9 protein-coding genes are annotated in these 17,919 nt (G+C 61.8%); 3 read left to right on the top strand and 6 right to left on the bottom strand.

Annotated features, from left to right (window positions below; all coding sequences use genetic code 11):
• Positions 1-2: 2 nt before the first annotated feature.
• From glgB to TSA66_RS08585, 3 genes are all read right to left on the bottom strand, one after another.
• Positions 3-2,276 carry a 1,4-alpha-glucan branching protein GlgB gene (gene glgB, locus TSA66_RS08575; RefSeq protein WP_040039692.1) on the bottom strand — a complete coding sequence of 758 codons (2,274 nt, stop codon included), beginning with the start codon at positions 2,274-2,276 and terminating at the stop codon, positions 3-5.
• An 85-nt stretch (positions 2,277-2,361) separates the two neighbouring features.
• On the bottom strand, positions 2,362-5,655 hold the full coding sequence (gene treS / locus TSA66_RS08580; protein ID WP_052452632.1) for a maltose alpha-D-glucosyltransferase: 3,294 nt from the start codon (positions 5,653-5,655) through the stop codon (positions 2,362-2,364).
• A gap of 99 nt (positions 5,656-5,754) precedes the next feature.
• Positions 5,755-9,069, bottom strand: coding sequence for an alpha-1,4-glucan--maltose-1-phosphate maltosyltransferase (locus TSA66_RS08585; RefSeq protein WP_040039693.1), 3,315 nt, complete (start codon positions 9,067-9,069; stop codon positions 5,755-5,757).
• Between the two features lie 362 nt (positions 9,070-9,431).
• Between TSA66_RS08585 and TSA66_RS08590 the strand changes: the two genes are divergently transcribed.
• Both TSA66_RS08590 and TSA66_RS08595 read left to right on the top strand, forming a co-directional pair.
• Complete coding sequence (locus tag TSA66_RS08590; RefSeq protein WP_052452182.1) at positions 9,432-10,982, top strand: alpha-glucosidase; 1,551 nt, start codon at positions 9,432-9,434, stop codon at positions 10,980-10,982.
• Between the two features lie 263 nt (positions 10,983-11,245).
• Positions 11,246-12,493 (top strand): O-antigen ligase family protein, encoded by a 1,248-nt coding sequence (locus TSA66_RS08595; protein WP_052452183.1) that lies wholly within the window; start codon positions 11,246-11,248, stop codon positions 12,491-12,493.
• On the opposite strand, the gene TSA66_RS08600 is transcribed toward TSA66_RS08595, so the two are convergent.
• From TSA66_RS08600 to glgA, 3 genes are all read right to left on the bottom strand, one after another.
• Complete coding sequence (locus TSA66_RS08600; RefSeq protein WP_332309937.1) at positions 12,471-13,523, bottom strand: glycosyltransferase family 9 protein; 1,053 nt, start codon at positions 13,521-13,523, stop codon at positions 12,471-12,473. The genes TSA66_RS08595 and TSA66_RS08600 overlap by 23 nt on opposite strands.
• 182 nt (positions 13,524-13,705) lie before the next feature.
• Positions 13,706-15,832, bottom strand: coding sequence for a glycogen debranching protein GlgX (gene glgX / locus TSA66_RS08605; protein ID WP_040039694.1), 2,127 nt, complete (start codon positions 15,830-15,832; stop codon positions 13,706-13,708).
• Between the two features lie 39 nt (positions 15,833-15,871).
• Positions 15,872-17,398 (bottom strand): glycogen synthase GlgA, encoded by a 1,527-nt coding sequence (glgA, locus tag TSA66_RS08610; RefSeq protein WP_040042343.1) that lies wholly within the window; start codon positions 17,396-17,398, stop codon positions 15,872-15,874.
• Between the two features lie 158 nt (positions 17,399-17,556).
• On the opposite strand from glgA, the gene TSA66_RS08615 reads away from it, so the two are divergent.
• A complete protein-coding gene (locus TSA66_RS08615) occupies positions 17,557-17,889 on the top strand; it encodes a hypothetical protein (RefSeq protein ID WP_052452184.1) in 333 nt (110 codons plus the stop codon).
• The last annotated feature ends 30 nt before the right edge of the window (positions 17,890-17,919 follow it).

Here is a 17,919-nt window from a genome sequence, read left to right on the forward strand (position 1 = left end):
TCTCAGTGCGCCGGATACTGCGCCGGTTTCAGGATCAGCACCGCCAGCGGCGGCAGCCGCAGCTGCAGCGATTGCTCCATGCCGTGCGCGGGATGAGCGTCGGCGCGGATTGCCTCGCCGTTGCCCATGCCGGCGCCGCCGTAGGCCGCGGCATCGGTGTTCATGACTTCCCGCCATTCCCCGCCTGTCGGCACGCCGATGCGGTAGCCCTCGCGCGGCACGGGCGTCATGTTCAGCACCACCACCACTGGCGCGTCGCCGGCGTCGCCCTTGCGCAGGAACGCAAACACGCTGTTGTGGTTGTCGTCGCCGATCACCCAGGCAAACCCCTCCGGGCTGGCATCCTTGCGATGCAGGGCCGGCTCGGCGGCGTAGATGCGATTGAGGTCGCGCACCAGCCGCTGCACGCCGCGGTGCGCCGGATTGTCCAGCAGGCTCCAGTCGGGCGAGGCGTCATGGTTCCACTCCGTCTGCTGCGCGATCTCGCAGCCCATGAACAGCAGCTTCTTGCCGGGATGCGCCCACATGAAGCCGAGATAGGAGCGCAGGTTGGCCAGCCGCTGCCAGTTGTCCGCGCCCGGCATCTTGTTGAGCAGCGAACCCTTGCCGTGCACCACTTCGTCATGCGAAATCGGCAGGACGAATTTTTCCGAAAACGCGTAGATCAGGCCGAAGGTCATGTCGTGGTGATGGTACTGGCGATACAGCGGGTCGTAGGCCATGTAGCGCAGGGTGTCGTGCATCCAGCCCATGTTCCACTTATGGGTAAAGCCCAGGCCGCCCTCGACCACCGGCGAGGACACGCCCGGCCAGGCAGTCGACTCTTCGGCGATCATCATCGCGCCGGGACAGCGTTCGCCGATGACCTGGTTAAGGTTGCGCAGGAATGCCACGGCTTCCAGATTTTCCCTGCCGCCGTACACGTTCGGCACCCATTCGCCGTGCTTGCGGCTGTAGTCGCGGTACAGCATCGAGGCGACCGCGTCCACCCGCAGGCCGTCGACGTGGTAGCGCTCCAGCCATTCCAGCGCACTGGCGATCAAAAACGAGCAGACCTCGTTGCGCCCCAGGTTGTAGATCAGCGTGTTCCAGTCCTGGTGGAAGCCTTCGCGCGGGTCCTGGTGCTCGTAGAGCGCCGTGCCGTCGAAGCGCACCAGGCCATGCGCGTCGGTCGGAAAATGCGCGGGGACCCAGTCCAGTATTACGCCCAATCCAGCGGCATGGCAGCGGTCGACGAAGGAGGCGAAGCCGGCCGGCGGACCAAAGCGCGCAGTCGGCGCGAACAGCCCGAGCGGCTGGTAGCCCCAGGAGCCGCCGAACGGGTGTTCCATGATCGGCAGGAACTCGATATGGGTAAAGCCCATGCCTAGCGCGTACGGAATCAGGCGGTCGCCCAGCTCGTGCCAGTTCAGGCTGCGGCTGTCCTCCTCGAGGATGCGCAGCCAGGAGCCGGCGTGCACTTCATAGATCGACAGCGGCGCGGCGGCATGATGGCGCGCCGCGCGGCTGGCCATCCAGTCGCCGTCGCTCCAGCGGAACGGCAGGTCGGACGCCACCACCGAAACGGTCGATGGCGGCGGCTCGGTGGCGCGCGCGACGGGATCGGCCTTGAGCGGCAGCACGTTGCCGTCGACGCCGACGATTTCGTACTGGTAGCGCGCGCCGCTTTTCAGGCGCGGGATGAACAATTCCCACACGCCGGCCTCCAGGCGCAGGCGCATCGGATGGCGCCGGCCGTCCCACTGGTTGAAGTCGCCCACCACCGACACGCGCCGCGCGTTGGGCGCCCAGACGGCAAAGCGGGTGCCGGCCACGCCGTCGATCGTCATCGGGTTGGCGCCCAGGCAGTTTCCCAGTTCGCGGTGCGTGCCCTCGCGCAGCAGGTGCATGTCGAGCTCGCCCAGCAGCAGGCCGAAGCGGTACGGGTCCTCCATGTACTGCATGTGCTCGCCGCCGGCGGCGGTCGGCCAGGTCACGCGCAGCAGGTAGTCCTGGCCCGGCGCCAGGAGCGGCGCGCCGCTGACGAACAGGCCGCTCTGATTGACGTTGTAGAGCGATTCGAGCAGGCGGCTGCCGGTATCGTTGCCCGGCAGGCGTTCCACCACGTCGACCGCCAGCGCGCCGGGCTGAAACGTGCGAACGACGATGTTGTCTTCCATCCGGTGCGGCCCGAACAGCGCGAACGGATCCGCCAGGCGCCCGTGCAGGACCGCGTCGATGGTTCTCTGGTCGATCCCGGTCAGTTGTGCAACTGCGTCGTCGGTGAGTTCGGTCATGCAATCACTCTCTTTCTGAAACATTTGGTCAGTGGCGGCATTCGCCGGTGCGGCGCGAATCTCGGCTCAATGCGCCCTTCCCCTTTCACAGCAACTCGTCGGCGATCTTGGCCAGCCCGTTCATCGGCACCGGTATCCATGTCGGCCGGTTCGCCGCCTCGTAGCAGATTTCATAGCCGGCCTTTTCCAGCATGAACAGCTGCAGCAGCGCGCGCTCGGCTTCCGGCGGCATCTTGAACGGCCCGGTATAGGCCGCCTCGCGGTAGGCGTCGAGGAACGCCGCCTGGCAGGACGGCGCGAAGTTGCGGATGATCTGCTGCTTGCGCAGCTCCGCCGCTTCGTCCAGATCGGCCGGCCCGGCCTTGCCGGCGAACGCCGCGGCGTAATCGAAGGAACGCAGCAGGCCCGCCACGTCGCGCAGCGGGCTCGCCTTGCCGCGCCGCTGCTCCAGCGGTTTGGCCGGCTCGCCCTCGAAATCGACGATATAGACGTCGCGATGGGCCACCAGCACCTGGCCGAGATGGAAGTCACCGTGGACGCGAGTACGCAGGGTTCCCAGTCCAGCCTGCGCGAGGCGGTCGATCTGTGTCAGCAGGCGGTCGTGCCGACCCAGGAGCCGCGCCACCCGTTGCGCCTCGGCGTCGCTGCTCCATTCACTGCGCCCGCGGAGCGTGCCGAAGGCGGCTTCCAGCTGGCGCTTTGCGCCCTCCGCCCATTCCGCGACATCGGCCGCGCCGGCGGCTTCGGGCGCAAAGGCGGGATCGCCGGTCGGGGTGGCGAGCGCCGCGTGCATCTCGCCGAGGCGCTTGCCCAGCATGGTCGACAGCTGCAGCAGTTCGTCCTCCGGCGACGGGATGTCGCTGTCGGCTTCAGCCGCGGCAATCGGCTCGGACACGGCAGCCTGCTGGATCCAGCGCGACAGGGTGTCGAGCACCCATTGCCAGGCGTCGCCCTGGTTGTGGATGAACTGCTGCAGCAGGATCATGGTGTGGCGCGTGCCGTCCTGGCCCACGCGCGTGGCCTCGCCCAGCATCTTCGGCGCGTTGGCGTAGCCAAGCGCGGTCAGGTAGCGGCCCATCTCGGCTTCTGGATGCACGCCTGGCAACAGGCGGCGGATCACCTTCAGCACGATCGCATCCTGCAGCACGAGCGAGCTGTTGGACTGCTCGCCCGCCATCCGCTGTACGTCCGGTTCCTGGCTGATGTCGACTTCCTGCAGCGCGTCGGTCGGAATGAAGCGGATCTCGCCATCTTCCGCCGGCAGCGTCGCGCCGCTCCGCATCAGCTCCACGATCACGTAGGCAAACGAATCGAGCACGAAGGCGTCGGTAAGCAGGCCGACATGCCGGCCGCGCCGTATCCGTGCCAGCGCCAGCTGGTTCGGCAACGCGGTGACGATATCGTCTTCGCGGATATAGCCAAGCGGCAGCAGATAGCGGTCGCTGCCGCCAGCCGTGGAGGTCTCGATCTCGGCCAGCATCGACGGCACGATGTGCGGGCGCACCTGCGACGCCGGCAGCATGGTCGCCATCGCGATACGGGCCGACTGCAGCTTTTCCTGCTTGGCCGCATACCAGCGGCGCTTCGGCAGGTAGGCCGGCAGCGCCTCGTTTTCGAGGATGGCGCGGCGCGGCGCTTCCAGCAGTTCCGTGACGCTGTTGCGCAGCACCAGCGTGGCCAGCTCCGGCAGCGGCTCGGGCGCGGGCGAATGCCAGGCCGGCATGCGCGCCTCCGTCGCCAGCAAAAACCAGTAGAAGCCGTAAGGCGGCAGCGTCAGCAGGTAAGGCAGCTTGCCGATCGGGGGAAAGGCCGAGCCTCCCAGCATTTCCAGCGGAATGCGCCCCGCATAGCTGGACAGGTCGAGCTCGACGGCCTGCGCCGAACGCGAGACATTGGCCACGCACAGGATGGTTTCCACCACCTCCTCGTCGGCGCGGTATTCGCGCAGGTAAGCGAGGATGCGCCGGTTGTTCGGCGACAGGACGGTAAGCGTGCCGCGCCCGAACGAGCAATGCTGCTTGCGCACCGTAAGCATGCGGCGCATCCAGTTCAGCTGCGAATACGGGTCGACCAGCTGCGCCTCCACATTGACCGCCTCGTAGCCGTACACCGGGTCCATGATGGCCGGCAGCACCAGCTTGGCCGGATCGGCGCGCGAAAAGCCACCGTTGCGATCCGGCGTCCATTGCATCGGCGTGCGCACGCCGTCACGGTCGCCCAGGTGGATGTTGTCGCCCATGCCGATCTCGTCGCCGTAATAGATGACCGGCGTGCCCGGCATCGACAGCAGGAAGCTGGTGAGCAGCTCGGTGCGGCGGCGGTCGCGTTCCAGCAGCGGCGCCAGGCGCCGGCGGATGCCGAGGTTGATGCGGGCGCGTTTTTCGGACGCGTAGAAATTCCAGAGGTAATCGCGCTCCTTGTCGGTCACCATTTCCAGCGTCAGCTCGTCGTGGTTGCGCAGGAAGATCGCCCACTGGCAGTGGTCCGGGATTTCCGGGGTCTGGCGCAGGATGTCGGCGATCGGAAAGCGATCTTCCTGCGCCAGCGCCATGTACATGCGCGGCATGAGCGGAAAGTGGAACGCCATGTGGCATTCCTCGTCGAAGTACGGACGCACGTCTTCCGGCCACATGTTGGCTTCGGCCAGCAGCATCCGTCCCGGATACTTGCGGTCGACTTCGGCGCGGATGCGCTTGAGGATCGCATGCGTCTCCGGCAGGTTTTCGTTGCTGGTGCCTTCGCGTTCGACCAGGTAAGGCACCGCGTCCAGCCGCAGACCGTCCACGCCCATGTCCAGCCAGTAGCCCATGATGCCGAGCACGGCATCCAGCACTTCCGGGTTGTCGAAGTTCAGGTCGGGCTGGTGCGAGTAGAAGCGATGCCAGAAAAACGCGTTCGCCACCGGGTCCCAGGTCCAGTTCGACTTCTCGGTGTCGCAGAAGATGATGCGCGTGCCGCTGTAGGCCTGGTCGTTGTCGGACCACACGTAGAAGTTGCGCTCGCTGGAGCCCGGCGGCGCCTGGCGCGCGCGCTGGAACCACGGATGCTGGTCAGAGGTATGGTTGACCACCAGCTCGGTGATCACGCGCAGCCCGCGCGCATGCGCCTCGGCGATGAATTCGCGCGCATCGTCCATGGTGCCGTAGTCCGGATGCACGCCCGTGTACTCGGAGATGTCGTAGCCGTCGTCGCGCCGCGGCGAGGGATAGAACGGCAGCAGCCAGATGGTATTGACGCCAAGGTCCGCGATGTAGTCGAGCTTGTCGATGAGCCCGGCAAAATCGCCGATGCCGTCATTGTTGGCATCGAAAAACGATTTGACGTGCACCTGATAGATGATGGCGTCCTTGTACCAGAGCGGGTCGTCAGTGAATGGCATGCTTTGTATTGCGGGCGAAGAAACGGAGTTGCGTCTGGTTGCCTTGCGGCGGTCGGTGTCCATATCCATGTCGATGCTCACTTGGTTGCCTGCTTTTGCCTACTTGTGCCTTATCCGCCAGATCGCGTACGGGCAAATAAACGGATCGAGCCTCAGTTGCTGGTGCTTCCCATGCCAGGCCAAATGCGTGCCGTTGACCAGGTCGTCGACGTCGAGGGTGCCGTCGTCGGCCATGCCGAACTCCCACAAGGGCAATTCCAGCATCGTGTCGTGCGCGGCGAACGGATCGAGGTTGATCGCGACCAGCACCACGTTGTCGCCGGAATAGCTACCTTTGTGCTGGCAGCTGTCGGCCGGCGGCGTGGCCTTGATGAAGAACAGGATGTTGTCGTCGGACGCATGCAGGAAGCGGATGTTCAGGTGCGTCTGCAGCGCCGGATTCTCGGCGCGGATGCGGTTCAACTGCGTGATCTCGCCGATGATGTTGCCCGGCCGGTTCCAGTCCCAGGCGCGGATCTCGTATTTTTCCGAATCGAGATACTCTTCCTTGCCGGGAATCGGCGTTCCCTCGCACAGCTCGAAGCCGCTGTACATGCCCCACAGCCCCGACAGCGTGGTGGCCAGCGCGGCGCGGATCAGAAAGCCCGGGCGGCCGGAACGCTGCAGGAAATACGGGTTGATGTCCGGCGTGTTGACGAAGAAGTGCGGGCGGAAGTATTCGCGCACCGGCGTGGTCGTCAGCTCGGTCACGTAATCGATGAATTCCTGCTTGCCGTGGCGCCAGGTGAAGTAAGTGTAGGACTGCGAGAAGCCGATCTTGGCCAGCCGGTACATCATCTTCGGGCGGGTGAAGGCTTCCGACAGAAAGATCGTGTCGGGGTAGCGGCCGCGGATATCGGCGATCATCCACTCCCAGAACGGCAGCGTCTTGGTGTGCGGATTGTCGACACGGAACACGCGCACGCCCTCCTGCGCCCAGAACTGCACCGCGTCGCGCAGCGCGATCCACAGGCCGGGAATGGCGCCGTCGGCGTAGAAGTCGACGTTGACGATGTCCTGGTATTTCTTCGGCGGGTTTTCCGCATAGCGGATGGTGCCGTCGGGGCGCCAGGCGAACCATTCCGGATGTGCCTTTAGCCAGGGATGGTCGGGCGAGCACTGGATCGCGAAATCGAGTGCCAGCTCCAGCCCGTGCCGGGCAGCCTCGTCGCGCAAATGGCGGAAGTCGTCCAGCGTGCCCAGCTGCGGATGCAGCGCATCGTGTCCGCCCTCGTCGGACCCGATCGCGTACGGGCTGCCGGGATCGTCCGGCGCGGCGCTCAGGCTGTTGTTGCGGCCTTTCCGGTGCTTTCTGCCGATCGGATGGATCGGCGGGAAGTACAGCGTATCGAAACCCATCGCCTGGATCGCGGGCAGGCGCTTTTCCACGTCGGCGAACGTGCCGTGGCGCGCCGGATCGCCGCTTTGCGATCGTGGAAACAGCTCATACCAGCTGGAATAGCGCGCCGCGGTGCGCTCGGCGTCGATGCGCATCGTCTCGCTGCGCACCGCGAACGGGCGCGCATCGGCCAGCCGCATCGCCTCGGCCATCGGCTCCGACAGCAGCACCGCGACCCGCTCGGCGTCCCTGGCGCCCTCCGGTCCGGCGCGGCTGTTTCCCGTCGGGGCCGCGGCCTGCAGCGAGCTGGCCATCGCCGCCAGCGCCTGCGCCACCTCGACCAGGCCCTTGTCCTGCGCATGCCGGGCCGCCGCTTCCACCAGCAGCCGCCCTTCCTCCAGTTCGACCGTCACGTTCAGGCCGGCGGTGGTCTTCTTTTCCAGCTCGTCGCGGTAAGTCGAAAACACGTCGCGCCAGGCTTCCACGGCAAACAGGTAGCGCCCGATGCGCGTGAGCGGCAGGGATGCCGCCCAGCGGTCATTGCCCGTCGCATGCATCCGTATTTCATGCCAGTCGGCTTCGTCCGCCGCGCGCCACAGGGCAATGACGGCCAGCTTGTCGTGCCCGTCGATGAATACGTCGGCTTCGATGCTGACCGATTCGCCGACGATGCGCTTGACCGGGAATTTGCCGCCATCCGCCGTCGGCGCGACTGCTTCGATCGCGATGCGCGGGCACTTCGCCGCGGCGGCCGCCGCCTCCCCGGGAACGGGAGGACACAGGATGGGCGCCAGCCGCTGCGCAATGAACATCCGAAAGCCGCCGGCGGGAAGTTCGAGCGGCATGTCCTGCGCTTGTTCCTCCACGTGGCCCGCATCCTTCGGCCAGAGCTGCTCGTAGCGGATGAAGCCATCGGCGCGCTCCAGCAGCTGGCTTTCATTAACCATGCAGGAACGCATCGCGTCGGCATTGGTGATGATGAGTAATGCCTTGTCAGAGCCGCCCGGCGCCGTGTTGCGCGACGCCTCGCGCAACAGGATGGCCGCGCCGGCGTCGGCGCCGCTCAGGAGGCGCGGCGCGCGCCCGTAAAAGGCGGCGCCCAGCGAGGCGATGAATGCATTGGCCTGCGCAATGTCGCCGCTCAAGTCGAACGGGGCATCCCGACGCACCGCGTTCCAGTCCGGCCGCGTGCCGTACAGGCCGGCCGCAAGGCCCGATGCGCCGTATTCGAAACCCATCGGCACCAGCAGGCCGTTGCCGGCGGCGCCCGCCAGTCCCAGTGCCCGCAGGTAGATCTGCCGCCGCACCGCCACGTCTTCGTTGCCGGTGAGGCGAGCGATCACCGGTCCGTCGGGGCTGTCGGGAAAGGCGATCGGTGGGGCCACGCGTGCCAGCCGGAACTGCTCATCGGCCAGCCAGCGCGAGCGGAAGTCCCACCACGCACCCGAAGAAAAGGTGGCATCGAAGCCGCAGCCGGCCAGTGCATCGATCTGCGCCGGCGTGCAGCCCGGCGTCCAGGCGAGAAAGCACGCCGCATCCTGCATTCGCCGGACAGCCTCGATCAGGCCTTTCCACAGCGCCGGCGGCTGTTGCGCGATATTAATGCACCGAAATCCCGCAACGCCTGCCGCAATCAACGGCTGCAACCGCTCGCGCCAATAGCCGGCAACCTGATCGAGCACATCCTGCCGCTCGTAGCGTACCGCGCGCGTTGCAATGCGGCGCGGCGCGCGGCGCGGGTCTGGCAACTCGTCATCTGCGCCGGCGCCAACGAACCAGTCCCCATGGCGCTCCAGCAGCGTCGCATCGGCACCAATGCTGCCCAGGTCCAGGTCGAGCAGCAGCCGCAACCGCTTTTGCGCACACGTGCGCGCCAGGGTTGCGGCCGCCTCATCCGACGCCGGCGACGCCACCATCACATGATCGAATCCCATCGCCGCGCATCGCTCAAGCTGCCCTTCCAGTTCCGATGCAGGACCGGCAAGTTCCGGGTCCAGGTAGTAAATCCGGGGAAGGAAAGGTTTCGATTTAGCCATGTCGTGAATGTTTTATTGGTCTACGCAGCCGCCACGCCTGCAATCATTTTCAATAGAGCAGCCGAGCCTGCGGTTTGTTCGCAAAAAGACATTCAGATGTCGCAAGCTTGTGTCACAAACATTGTCAGCCTCGCCAAACCGGGCCGCATACGCGCCTTAAGTAGTTGCGTGAGCGGAACAAATTGGCCTGTTCTTACCTCTACGACATTGCGCAATTCCAATAGGCAACAGATATTGTTGATCTCGTCCCCGCATCGCGGCCCTGCCAGTGAGCGCGACGAGCAAATGGATAACGCCGTGTTGGCCGAGCGCCGTCCGCAACGACGCACAGCCGGCGCCGCATATGATTGGTGAGACAGTTGATGATTATTTATCAGGTATATCCGCGCAGCTTTTACGACTCGAATAACGATGGCATCGGCGACCTGGCCGGTATCGAGCAAAAACTTGCGTATATCAAAAGCCTCGGCGTCGACGCGATCTGGATCAGCCCTTTTTTCAAGTCGCCGATGAAGGACTTCGGCTATGACGTGTCCGACTATCGTGCAGTCGATCCGATCTTCGGCACCATGGATGACTTCAAGAGCCTGATGAAGCGCGCCAAGGCGCTCGGGCTCGGCATCATCGTCGACATGGTGATTTCGCATACGTCGGAAGAACACGCGTGGTTCAGGCAGAGCCGCGCCCGCCAGAACAACAAGTCGGACTGGTACCTGTGGGCCGATCCGAGGCCGGATGGCAGCCCTCCCAACAACTGGGTATCGGTATTCGGCGGCCCGGCATGGCGCTGGGATGCGGAGCGGCGCCAGTACTATTTCCACTCCTTCCTCTCCAGCCAGCCCGACCTCAACATGCACAACGCGGATGTGCAAAACGCGGTGCTGGCGGAAATGGATTTCTGGCTTGACATGGGCGTATCCGGTTTCCGCTTCGATGCCTGCAATCATATTTTTCAGGATGAGATGCTGCGCAATAATCCGCCGCGCGACAATCCCGGCGATGCGCTGCATCCTTATGGCTACCAGGTGCATGTGTACGACCAGGGGCGGCCGGAAATGCTTCCCTTCCTGGAAAAGATTCGCACGCTGCTCGATGCCTATGGCGCCTTCAGCCTGGCGGAAGTGGGCGGCACCGATCCCCTGACGCTGATGGGGCAGTACACCCGGCCCGGACGGCTGCATTCGGCCTACAGCTTTGCGCTGATGCGCCCGGATTACAGCGCCCCGTATGTGCGCAACGTGATCGCGACGCTGGAAGAACACATCCAGGGGCCAAGCGCCGCCTGCTATGCGATGAGCAATCACGACAAGCCGCGCGTGGCCAGTCGCTGGCAGCATGGGCGCGACCGTGACGCCACCGCCCGCGAGCACTTGGCGCTGCTGTTCGCCATGCGCGGCGACATTTGCCTGTACCAGGGCGAAGAACTGGGCTTGCCGCAGTCGGATGTCCCATTCGAGCGCCTGCAAGACCCGTTCGGCATTTCGTTCTGGCCGAAATTCAAGGGCCGCGATGGCTGCCGCACGCCGATGCCATGGAATAACGCGCTGCATGGCGGATTCAGCAAGGCCGAACCGTGGCTGCCGGTCGATCCGATTCATGTCGACATGAACGTGGAGCACCAGGAAAGCGATGCGCACTCGACCCTGCGCTTTGCGCGCGAAATGATCGCCCTGCGCAATGCCCGCCCTGAATTACACAAAGGAAACATCGAATTGCTCGACGCGCCGGAAGGCGTACTCGCGTTTTCCCGTACCCACGAGGGCAGCCGGATCGTGTGCCTGTTCAACATGGACACTGTGCCGAAAAAGGTGCCGGGTTTCGGTGCAGCCGACATCGTATTCGGCCAGCATGCGGAGGTCGATGCCCATGTCGTGAGACTTGGCGCGAGCGGGTTTTGCATATTGCAGGCGTGATTTGCAGCTAAGCCAGGAGCGACGGCTTATCGGAAGGGTGGCTCTTGATAAGCGCACCAACTAGTCCCATTGACAGAATCGGGCCAAAAAGTGCCAAGGCAACCTGTTGAAAATAACAAAAAGAAACTTGGCATGTACAGCAACAGTTATTTTGAGCAACTATTGATATAAACCTAATCGGGTTGTAGTCACCTGTTTATAGTTTTGGCACTATCTCAGTTTTAGCCATACCATCATGAATGTTCACAATTTGGAGATGCCGTTTGTATCTCGTTAAATGGGTGACAACTGCTACGATCATTGCCTTTCCGGTCCTAGCAATTGTGCTTCACAACGCAGCAAACGCTTGCCTGCTCTTACTGTTGCTAAACAGCATTATTGCCGTACTGATTGGTATTCGCCCGGCAGGCTATGAATTTTCACGGTTCTTGAAGGACTACTGGCCCTTACATCTTGCGATGGCCTCGTGGTTTCTCGCTGTTTTGCTGAATCAGCTTTCACGCGGCGAATTTTCGGACGCCCCGTTCGATCGTACTTTACGACTAGGGATCTTTGCTCCAGTTTTCTGGATTATCTTGGCACTGGCTTTTCGTCAAATAAAGCATATGCAATGGAGCTTTATTGGCGGGACACTAATTGCCGCGATCGATGCATATGTTGTGACGCGGGGCGGAACAGAACGTCCTGGCAACATTGGTTTCATTCCCATCATTGCGTTCTCCAACATGACACTGCTATTGGGAGCTATGGCCCTGATATCGATAGGTTGGAATGAACGACACGAAAAGCTGCTCATCTTATTAAAAATACTGGCTTTCTGTGTCGCACTCTATGTCACGATCCTGACGCAAACTCGCGGCAGCTGGATTGCCATTCCAGCGATTGTCACCTTGGCGCTCGGCTTTTTTGCGAATTTTCTGCCGCGCTATAAATCAATTCTTGCCGGCGCATCGCTGCTTCTGATCGCAAGCACATTTACCTCCAGTAGTATCGTGCACAACCGATTTTCCGCTTTCGAGGGGGATATTGACCAATACCGCCAGGGAAATCGTGATACATCCTTAGGTGCACGAATCCAGATGTGGCAAGGGGCATGGATCCTCTTCAAGGAACATCCCTTGTTTGGGGTCGGCAGGGAAAATTTCAAGAAGGAAATGACTGGACTGGCGTCGAGAAAGATCGTCACACCCGCAGCGTCGGAGTTGGTTCATTCGCATAACGAAGTGCTGTTCAACATGGCAACCTACGGGATAGGGGGACTATTTTCCATACTGTCCATCTATTTTGTACCCGCCTACTACTTTGCCCGCGACCGAAGTCATCAGGACCGGCAAGTTAAAACTGCGGCCTACTTGGGTTTGTTGTTATGCATAAGCTTCTTCTTTTATGGTTTGGTTGACTTGATGTTTTTCTGGAATGTCACCGGCAGCTTTTACTCTATGAGCGTAGCGGTATTTATGACATGCATCATCAAGCGCAAAGAAGAAATCAAGCGTTTGCAGCCCGAGTAAATAAAGCAGGTTGGCTGTCTTTAGCAGGGCGCGTATACATCGATTCGTTCGTCGCGCAATTTCCCTCCTGCTGCTCCCGTCTCCACTGCAAAACGATCTCTGCGACAACATCAGGCGCAATGTTTTTCATGCAGTCGCAGCTAATTGTCTGTTTATCCGCGCACCCGAGACAGCTGGTCGGCATGTATAACGCCTGCGCATGCCGACCGACCGGTGCCCAACGCCCCGGATGCATTGGTCGTGTCGGCGGAAACAGACCAAGCGTACGCTGCCCAAGCGCAGCCGCCATATGCAAAGGTCCGGTGCCGCTCGCGATCAGTCCGTCTGCCATTTGAATAAAGGTCGCCAGCTGATCGAGCGTGAACTTGCCACATACATTACTTACATTTGGCAAGCGCAACAACTCCGATGCATTACGTTCAATCCATTGGCCTTCCTCAGCACTGCCAGTCACCCAAATGTGGATACTGGGATTGCTCCTTAACTGTTGTGCAAGCGCGAAAAAATTTTCCATCGGCCACTCGCGGCCGTGTCCGTTGGACTTCATATGGATAATCAGATTGAAGGGATGCGGCCGTAACAGCCGCCTGATTTGCTCGTCATCACAACTACTGAAACGATATAGCGCAGCAATTTCAGAAAGTTCGGGAATGGTCTTAAGGCCAAGCGGACGCAAGAACTCGAAATTGAACTGGGATTCATGCAAATCGGAGATTCTTTTTGAGAAACGCACACGTCGATTACAAAAAAGTAACTGATGCACTTTCTGCCTGGCATTCCCGATTCGGTTAGGTATTCCTGCCTTGAATGCAGCGACGGCTAATTGCTGGTCTGGCTGAGCAAAGATTACAGTATCGATATCCGAGCATGCGAAAAAGGTGACAAGATCGTGTGAAACACTTTCTAATTCAATCACCGCATCCACTGCTGTGCTGCGTCGCACTATGGCGGCTGCATACGCCCGGCACATAATGCTAATTTTGACTTGTGGAAATTTTTTCTTAAGCCATGTACATATCGGCAGAGTCAAGACGACGTCTCCGATATTATCGGTACGGCATATCAGGATATGAGAACACTTTATCGCCATTGCCTGTTTCAATTAGGTAATGATTAGAGTCGAACGATCATGCCATCCCAATATTTAGAGAATCTTGATAATTGTTAAACCGTGATGCAATACCATGCTGTAGATACGCGCGACTGCTCGGTTCACTCCCCCATATCCGCCAGCCGCAACTCCTTCGGCACGCGATTCGCAAACACCATCACGCTGTAGCCCTGCACGTCAACCGTGTCTTGCCTCATTTCCCGCGCCCGGCTGTCTTCCTCGGCGCTGTCTGTGAGCAGATACCAGCGCCGTTGTGGCGCCGGAAAGCTGAACGTGATCGGTTCATGCCAGGCATTGATGAACAACAGAACGATACCGGTGCGTCCTTTGTCGTCGACACCCGCACGCTGGACCGCCAATGCGCGGGCATCCGGGTTTTGCCATGCATCCGGTCCCAGTTCTTCAGCGCGCTCGTCGAACCAGGCAATGTCCCGCACGCCGGGCTCCAGCTCCGCGCCATAGTGAAACCGGTCTGATTGCAAAGCGGAAAAGTAATGCCGCATGATTCCCAGCCGGGCGACATAATTAACCAGCGAGCTGCCGGCGGGCGTTTGCGCCAACGTCCAGTCGACCCATGAAATGTCATTGTCCTGGCAATACGCGTTATTGTTTCCGCGCTGCGTGCGGCCGAACTCGTCTCCGGCCAGCAGCATCGGCGTGCCTTGCGCCAGCATTACCGTCGCGAGCATGGCGCGCCGTACACGCTCGCGCTGCGCCAGGATTGCGGCATCGTCGGTGGGGCCTTCCGTGCCCCAGTTCGCGCTGTAATTCTCGGAATGGCCGTCGTTGTTGTTTTCCCCATTTGCCTCGTTGTGCTTTTGCGAATAACTGACGACATCCTGCAAGGTGAAGCCGTCATGCGAGGCGACATAGTTGATCGATGCCCACGGCTTGCGGTGGCGCCGGCTGAACAAGTCGGCCGAGCCGGATAGGCGCGCCGCGAAATCGGCGCGCAGGCCGGCATCGCCGCGCCAGAAGCGCCGCACGCCGTCGCGAAACTTGTCGTTCCACTCCGCGAACCTGGGCGGATGATTGCCGAGCTGGTAGCCGCCGGGCCCGATGTCCCACGGCTCTGAAATCAGTTTCAGCCGCGACAGTAACGGGTCTTGCAGGATGGCATCGAAAAAGCCCGAACCCGGGTCGAAACCGGTGCCTTCGCGCCCCAGCGTGGCGCCGAGGTCGAAGCGAAAGCCGTCGATATGGAATGACTCCGCCCAGTAACGCAGCGAATCCATCACCATCTGCAGCACCCGCGGATGCGATATGTTGAGGGTATTGCCGCATCCGGTTTCATTGATGTAGTAACGCTCGTTGCCGGGCACCAGACGGAAGTAACTGGCATTGTCCAGGCCCCGAAAGCAGATGGTGGGCCCCAGTTCGTTGCCGCTGCTGGTATGGTTGTAAACCACGTCGAGGATGACTTCGATACCGGCCGCATGTAGCCGCCGTACTGCCAGGCGCATGTCATTCAGCCCGCCCTGCGACAGGTAGGCCGGCTCCGGCGCAAAGAAGGACAGCGGGCTGTAGCCCCAGTAATTGCGCAAGCCCTTTTCCAGAAGAAAGCGATCCTGCATGTAGGCGTTGACCGGCATGAGTTCGATCGTGGTCACGCCCAGCCGGTGCAGGTGATCGATGAAGCGCGGATTGGCCAGTGCCGCAAAGGTGCCGCGCACGTCCGCGCGCAAGTCGTCGCGCAGGATCGAAATGCCGCGCACGTGGACTTCGTAGATGACGGTCTTCGACCACGGCACGATGGGGCGGCGGTCGTCGCCCCAGTTGAACACGTCTTCCACGACTACCGACCGCGGCACCGCCGGCGCACTGTCGCGCCGGTCGAAGCTGAGGTCTGCGCGCGGCGAGCCGAGCCGGTAGCCGAACAGCGCATCGGACCAGCGCAGCGGCCCCGACAACAGCCGCGCATACGGATCGAGCAGGAGCTTGTAAGGATTGAAGCGATGCCCGCGCTGCGGATCGTATGGCCCATAAGCCCGGAACCCGTACAGCAGCCCCGGCCCGGCCTCCGGCAGATAGCCGTTCCATACCTCGTCCGTACAGTCGGGCAACGGCAGCCGCGCGACTTCATGCCGCCCTGCCGCATCGAAGATGCACAACTCGACTTTTTCTGCATTGGCGGAAAACACGGCGAAGTTGACCCCCTGCCCGTCGAAGGTGGCACCCAGCGGATACGGGCGCCCGGGGCGCAGGCGGTCCGGGATTTCAAAAAACATGCGTGAAGGATCTCCGTAATATTTTTATGGCGGCACGCCTCATGCAGTCTTGTATTCCGGGAGGTCCGTTTCCGGCGCTTCGGGCTGCGCCACGAACAATTCCTTGACGGCGTGCGCCGCGATGTCGCGGTAGGCGGCGATATATTTCTCTGCCGGCTGGGACCAGGAAAAATCGGCCGACATTGCATTGCATTGCATCGGATGCCATTCGGCTGGATTTTCATAGAGCGCGAAGGCGCGGCTGACCGCCGCCGTCATGCCGTCGGCGGCTTCACCGTCAAACAGGATGCCGCTCGCATCTTGCGGAGGCAGGCCCGACAGCCCGGCGTCGACAACCGTATCGACGATGCCGCCTACGCGGGAAGCGATCGGGATGGTTCCGTAATGCATCGAATACAGCGGCGTCAGGCCGAACGGCTCGAAACGGCTGCCGTGCAGCAGCATGTCGGCGCCGGCATGAAGTGCATGCGCGCGCATCTCGTCGTAGCCGATATGGACCGCAGCCCGCTCCGGAAAGTCCTGCGCCAGCCGGACGAAGTCCTGCTCGTAGGTGCGGTCGCCGCGCCCGAGGACAATCAATTGCGCGCGGGGATAACGCTGCAACACTGCCGGCAGCGATGCCAGCGCGACATCGGCCATCTTTTGGTGCGTGATCCGGCTGCCCATCGCAAGAATCGGGGCGAACGGGTCGGGCGGCAACTCGAACAATGTCTGCAATTCGCGTTTGCAGCTGCTCTTTCCGCGCAAGTCGGACAGGGTGAACGACCGCGCAATGAGGGCGTCACCGGCCGGATTCCACGCCTCGGTATCGACACCGTTGCGTATGGCAAGAAGCGCGTTCCTGCGCTCGTTGAGCAGCCCGTCCATGCCATGCCCGAAGCGCGGCGTCAGGATTTCCGCCGCATAGGTATCGCTGACTGTCGAGATGCGGTCGGCGTAGCGGATGCCGGCCTTCAGAAAGCTCAGCTTGCCCCAGAACTCCATCCCGTCCGGGCCGAGCATCTGCTGGGGGATGCCAAGGCCGGCGGCGCAGTCAACCGGAAAATTCCCTTGAAATGCGAGATTGTGAATCGTAAACAACGTACCGACGTCCGCGACCCGGTGCAGCCGCAGCAGCGCCGGAATCAGGCCGGCATGCCAGTCATTCGCATGCACGACATGCGGAGGAGCAAGCGATGTCTGGCCACGGCAAACCGCCACGGCGGCATGCGCCAGCGCGCCAAAGCATGACGCATTGTCGGGGAACTCTTCACCTCGCTCGTCCACATAGGGGTTGCTGATGCGTCGCTCGAAGCCGGCGGTACGCAGCAGCAGTACGGGTATGTCCTGATCTGGCATCATGCCATGTAACAAGCGGCCCGGACCACCGGGCAAGTCGGCAAGAAGGCCAGCTTCCTCCAGGTTCCTCGCCTGTTCCAGCGCGGCCGGGTAGCCCGGCATCATTACCGTTGCATCGATGCCGCGCCGTCGCAGGGTGCGGGCCAGTGAGGTGATAACGTCGGCGAGGCCGCCGGTTTTAACGAGGGGAACAGCTTCTGAACAAACGATGAGGATGCGGGCATTCAATGGGATGGCTCCGGTCTCATGAACGAAGGTGGGTTCCGGCGCATCGCCTGATGCGCCGGAAAGCTCCAACTTAATATAGGCGTTGCCCCAATTGCTCACCTGTGTAAAATCAACTTAATTACGTCGATACCCGGCCCAACACAGAGAGAACCGCCACCATGACTTCTTCCGACAACCGCAACGCGATACCGCCGTCCGCCATGCCATCGCCATCCGGGTTCAGTCTCGAGCGCGTACGCCATCTGGTCGCCGCGCTGGAGCAGGAACTGGCGAACGCGCCGGCCGATGCGCCCCAGGTACAGACAATGAAAGAAGAAATCGCCACACTCAAGCACATGCTGGCCTCGCCCGACAATCAGGAAGGCGACGTACGCGAGAGGCTGCATACCGTCCACAACACGTTCCAGGACATGACTGCGCGCGTGGAAAGCGAAGTGTTGAGGGACAGCCCGTATATCGCGGAAATCGGCCGGATTCTGGGCTTGGTATAGCACCGGCGGCCGCTTTCCTGCATGGCGCGC

Origin of the sequence: Noviherbaspirillum autotrophicum, from assembly GCF_000818395.1 — a bacterium.
Lineage (GTDB): Bacteria > Pseudomonadota > Gammaproteobacteria > Burkholderiales > Burkholderiaceae_D > Noviherbaspirillum > Noviherbaspirillum autotrophicum.

Bases quoted from the DNA above. Each gene is read 5' to 3' on its own strand.
- treS (WP_052452632.1), bottom strand. From the start codon at position 5,655: ATGCCATTCACTGACGACCCGCTCTGGTACAAGGACGCCATCATCTAT.
- TSA66_RS08585 (WP_040039693.1), bottom strand. From the start codon at position 9,069: ATGGCTAAATCGAAACCTTTCCTTCCCCGGATTTACTACCTGGACCCG.
- TSA66_RS08615 (WP_052452184.1), top strand. From the start codon at position 17,557: ATGACTTCTTCCGACAACCGCAACGCGATACCGCCGTCCGCCATGCCA.
- glgB (WP_040039692.1), bottom strand. From the start codon at position 2,276: ATGACCGAACTCACCGACGACGCAGTTGCACAACTGACCGGGATCGAC.
- TSA66_RS08590 (WP_052452182.1), top strand. From the start codon at position 9,432: ATGATTATTTATCAGGTATATCCGCGCAGCTTTTACGACTCGAATAAC.
- glgX (WP_040039694.1), bottom strand. From the start codon at position 15,832: ATGTTTTTTGAAATCCCGGACCGCCTGCGCCCCGGGCGCCCGTATCCG.